The sequence below is a fragment of the Rhodococcus sp. EPR-147 genome (assembly GCF_001647185.1).
Classification (GTDB): Bacteria; Actinomycetota; Actinomycetes; order Mycobacteriales; family Mycobacteriaceae; genus Rhodococcoides.
The window spans coordinates 1-4620 of the sequence record NZ_LVCU01000110.1; the positions used below are offsets into that span (position 1 = coordinate 1).

Annotated in this window: 5 protein-coding genes and 1 pseudogene; 1 reads left to right on the forward strand and 5 read right to left on the reverse strand. The window is 62.1% G+C overall.

All coding sequences use genetic code 11. The features are described from left to right. From A2J02_RS05290 to rpmH, 5 genes and pseudogenes are all read right to left on the reverse strand, one after another. A pseudogene (locus A2J02_RS05290) lies at positions 1-433 on the reverse strand (KH domain-containing protein); the annotation flags it as partial. A 25-nt stretch (positions 434-458) separates the two neighbouring features. After that, positions 459-1550 carry a membrane protein insertase YidC gene (gene yidC / locus A2J02_RS05295; protein ID WP_068047693.1) on the reverse strand — a complete coding sequence of 364 codons (1092 nt, stop codon included), beginning with the start codon at positions 1548-1550 and terminating at the stop codon, positions 459-461. Between the two features lie 4 nt (positions 1551-1554). Next, a complete protein-coding gene (yidD, locus tag A2J02_RS05300) occupies positions 1555-1884 on the reverse strand; it encodes a membrane protein insertion efficiency factor YidD (protein WP_068047696.1) in 330 nt (109 codons plus the stop codon). Beyond that, positions 1881-2261 (reverse strand): ribonuclease P protein component, encoded by a 381-nt coding sequence (gene rnpA, locus A2J02_RS05305; RefSeq protein WP_068047699.1) that lies wholly within the window; start codon positions 2259-2261, stop codon positions 1881-1883. The genes yidD and rnpA overlap by 4 nt, the downstream gene beginning before the upstream one ends. A gap of 30 nt (positions 2262-2291) precedes the next feature. Further along, a complete protein-coding gene (gene rpmH, locus A2J02_RS27125; RefSeq protein WP_026347786.1) occupies positions 2292-2435 on the reverse strand; it encodes a 50S ribosomal protein L34 in 144 nt (47 codons plus the stop codon). A gap of 621 nt (positions 2436-3056) precedes the next feature. Between rpmH and dnaA the strand changes: the two genes are divergently transcribed. Further along, complete coding sequence (dnaA, locus tag A2J02_RS05315; protein WP_068047705.1) at positions 3057-4589, forward strand: chromosomal replication initiator protein DnaA; 1533 nt, start codon at positions 3057-3059, stop codon at positions 4587-4589. Positions 4590-4620 lie beyond the last annotated feature (31 nt).

A 4620-nucleotide genomic window follows, 5' to 3' on the forward strand; every position in this document is an offset into this window, starting at 1 on the left:
CCGTCGACTGCTGGACCGCGAGCCGAGTCAGCTCCTGCAGTGCATCGAGAACCTCACCCTTGCGCCCGACGAGCTTGGCGAGATCGTCGCCGCCGTCGATGCTGACGATGGCGCGGTCACCCTCCACGTCCAGATCGATGTCGCCGTCGAAGTCCAGGACGTCGAGGAGTTGCTCGAGGTAATCGCCGGCGATCTCGCCTTCCTCGACGAGGTAGTCCTCGTCGTCCTCGTCGTCGTCATCCGACTCGTCGTCGGTCTTGTCCTCGACGACGCCCGAGTCCTCGGACTTCTCGACCACGGGAGTCTCGTCTGCCTCCACGTCGACTGCACTCACCTGATCGGCCTCGACCACCACGTCACTTGCTCCATCCCCGGATACCGCACCGGCTGTCTGCACTTCGTCGTTCTGAGCTTCTTCTACGTCCGCTGCCATGTTCGTCCTTCTCTCGACGCGTCGGTCAGCGCCGCTTGCGCTTGGTCGACTTGTTCCGGTTCGCCTGCGGTCTCGGTTTGGTCGGCGATGCGGCACCGGTCGTCGAACCGGCGATACCCTCACCGGTCTCCGCCGTCGCCGAATCACTCGTCGGCGTCATCTTCGAGAGCTTGGGGCGAGCGCCGGGCTTCGGCTTGGTGGTCGACACGGGCTTCACACCGGGCTTCGGCGCATTCTCGGAACGCTTCTCCACTGCGGCAGCGGCCTTGGCAGCTTCTTCCTTGTCGATCTTTCCGAACACCAGGTGCTGCTGCGCGTAGGTCCAGGTGTTGTTGCTGACCCAGTACAGCAGGATGGCGATGGGAAGCAGGGCACCGAACACCAGCACGCCGAGCGGGAACACGTACAGGGCGAGCTTGTTCATGATGGCGGACTGCGGGTTCGCTGCCGCAGCGGCGCTCTGACGGGCCACGGACGCACGCGAGTTCATGTGCGTCATGATCGCCGCGATGATCATCAGAGGAACGGACACCGCGACAATGACCCAGGTGGACGGAATGGTCGCGCCCGGTCCCACGGCGAATGCGTTGAGCTGGTCCTGCGGCATCGTGATCCACGCCGAAATCGGCGCACCGAACAGACGAGCGTCCAAGAAGGACTGCACGTCCGACACGTTGAACGCGTAGTTGGACAGCTCGCGGTTCTCCTCGGGAGTCAATCCGAGCTGACCGAAGCCGGTACCGGTGCGGTTGAACGAGCGCAGCACGTGGAACAGGCCGATGAACACCGGCGCCTGCGCCAGCACCGGCAGGCAGCCCATCAGCGGATTGAAGCCGTGCTCCTTCTGGAGCTTCTGCATTTCGACGGCCATCTCCTGCTTGTCTTTGCCGTACTTCTTCTGCAGAGCCTTGATCTGCGGCTGTAGCTCCTGCATCTGTCGAGTGGTGCGGACCTGCTTGACGAAGGGCTTGTACAGAATCAGGCGGAGGGTGAAGACCAGGAAGACGACGGACAGTGCCCAGGCGAACCCATTGCTGGGATCCTGGAACACAAAGCCGAACACCTTGTGCCACACCCAGAGAATCCAGGCAACCGGGTAGTAAATGAAGTCGAGCACGGCTCTATGTACTCCTCTGTTCTTCCACTCGCGCGAGATCGTGGTGTTCTTCGGTTTCGGTCAGCTCGGTGACGGTCGCGCGCCACCTACCGGGTTCGGGCACCGGGTCCCAGCCTCCAGAGTGCCAGGGAGCACATTTGAGGAGGCGGACGACTGCCAGCAACGAGCCCTTCGTCATCCCGTGCACCTGGAGCGCCTCGATGGCGTACTCACTACAGGTGGGGGAGAAGCGACAGGTGGGAGGCCTCATCGGGGACACGTACGTCCGGTACAACCCGATGAAGTAGACGAGTGTTCGAGCAGGAATGGAACGAAGGTTGCCCATGAATGTCATGACGGCGGACCCTTCGGAGCTTCGAGAAGACCGAGCTTCTTCAATCCTGAACGCAGTTGAATCAGTAGATCTGTCGAGGACGCTCTCGCGGCTCCGGGCAGTGCGCGGATCACCACGTCGGTGGTCTCGGGGAGTTCACCGATGACGTCGGTACAGATATGCCGAAGCCGGCGCGCAACTCGATGACGAGTTACGGCCGGCCCGACTGCCTTGCTGACGATCAATCCGAATCGTGGACCACGAACAGTAGATGCGATGTCCTGTTCGTCACGCACGACGGCGTGAACCACAAGATCCGATCTACCCATTCGGCGTCCTCGACGCACCGCTACGGAGAAATCACGTGCTCGGTGTAGTCGATTCGGCTCAGGAAGCATCCCGAGCTCCAAGCTTCGGACGAACAGATATCAGGCTGTGAGTTCTTTACGGCCCTTGCCGCGACGTGCGGAAACGATTGCACGACCCGCACGGGTACGCATACGAAGACGGAAGCCATGAACGCGCGCGCGGCGGCGATTGTTCGGCTGGAACGTCCGCTTGCCCTTGGCCACGGTCAACACTCCTCGAGATTGAAAAGACGCCGTTCGTCGGCGCCTGCTGGAAAGGTACTCAGCGAGTCCGGATGGACTTGCTTGCCTCCCGAGCGAGAAATCCGAGTGAAGACAGACTGTAAGCAGCCAGCAAGCATCGGCCACCTCGCTATTGGGTGACTGTTCGAGAGTACTGATCGAGTCACCGCCGGTCAAACTCGCTCTCGAGCGAACAGTGCCGTCGTTCATACACAGGCAGCGTCCGTTTCCGGCCGCGGACGGTGTGATGTACGTCGAAATCGCCACCGGACGGCCGCTCGCTCCGACGCACGTCCTCCGATTGCACTACAGACAGTTGGCATCGGTGCAGGTCAGACTGGCGTAATTGCCATAGCACGAGCCGGAACGCGTTCTGGGGTCACATCGGTGTCGTTTATCCACACCTGTGGATAATTGTGTGGAAACACAGTTCAGGTGGCATATTCGTACCTTGCGGGGTCCATCCACGGACCCTGGTCTCGGCCGCAGCGACGCACGAACGACGACGCTATCCGACGACGTTGCCGCGCGGGTACGAAACGGCGCGCGGATTCCTGCGTCGAACACCGCCCGAGACCAATGCTCGACGACGGAGGGCCCAACGTGAACGACGATCCGGATGCGCTCGCGCGCATCTGGCCCGAGGTGGTCGCGGAGCTCACATCCGACCGACACAGTGGGTCTCCGCTGACCAAAGGCCAGAAGGCCTGGCTCGCTCTGGTCAAACCGCTGACCTTGACGCAGGGGTTCGCGCTGCTCGCAGTGCCGTCGACTTTCGCGCAGGAAGCGATCGAACGAGATCTTCGCGAACCCATCCTCGGCGCCCTCGGGCGTCATCTGGGACAGGGTGTCGAGGGACTCGGCGTGCGTATCTCCGCTCCCGAGGACGAGAAGATCGACTCCGAGCGATCGACGTATCCCGATGCCGCCAGCTCTCCGACGTACCGGCGCCGCGTCCTGACCAGCAGAGACGACGAGCCGTCGGACTCCGAGACTGCCGACTACGAAGAGGTCGACGACGAACGCGAGGCTCTCGCCAGCGTCCAGAACTCGTGGCCGACGTACTTCACGAAGCCTCCCGACTCGACGCCCCCGTCCTCAGGTGCCAACAGCCTCAACTCCAAGTACACCTTCGACACCTTCGTCATCGGTGCCTCCAATCGGTTCGCCCACGCAGCTGCGGTGGCGATCGCCGAAGCACCTGCTCGCGCGTACAACCCGCTGTTCGTGTGGGGGGCGTCGGGTCTGGGCAAGACTCACCTCCTGCACGCGGCCGGGCATTACGCGCAGCGCCTGTTCCCGGGCATGCGCGTCAAGTACGTCTCCACCGAGGAATTCACCAACGACTTCATCAACAGTCTTCGTGACGACCGCAAAGTGGCGTTCAAGCGCCGCTACCGGGAGACCGACGTGCTGCTGGTCGACGACATCCAGTTCATCGAGGGCAAGGAAGGCATCCAGGAGGAGTTCTTCCACACCTTCAACACCTTGCACAACGCGAACAAACAGATCGTCGTGTCCTCCGACCGCCCACCCAAGCAGTTGGCCACCCTCGAGGAACGGCTTCGTACTCGCTTCGAGTGGGGCCTGATCACCGATGTGCAGCCACCCGAGCTCGAGACGCGGATCGCCATTCTGAGCAAGAAGGCTCGGATGGACCGGCTCGATGTGCCACACGACGTGCTCGAGCTCATCGCCAGCCGAATCGAACGCAACATTCGTGAGCTCGAAGGCGCCCTCATTCGAGTGACGGCGTTCGCATCGCTGAACGGACAAGCCCTCGACCTCACTCTGGCCGAGGTGGTTCTCCGCGATCTCATCCCCGATTCGTCGAGTCTCGAGATCAATGCGGCGACGATCATGGCTGTCACAGCGGAGTACTTCAACACCTCCATCGAGGACCTGTGCGGGCCGGGCAAGGCCCGAGCACTGGCCATGGCCAGGCAGATCGCGATGTATCTCTGCCGCGAGCTCACCGATCTGTCGTTGCCCAAGATCGGGCAGACGTTCGGTCGGGATCACACGACGGTGATGTACGCGGACAAGAAGATTCGCAAGGAGATGACCGAGCGCCGCAAGGTGTACGACCAGGTTCAGGAGCTCACTGCGCGGATCAAGCAGCGCTCCAAGCGGTAACCACCGAAGACGGACGGACTCCGAGAAGACG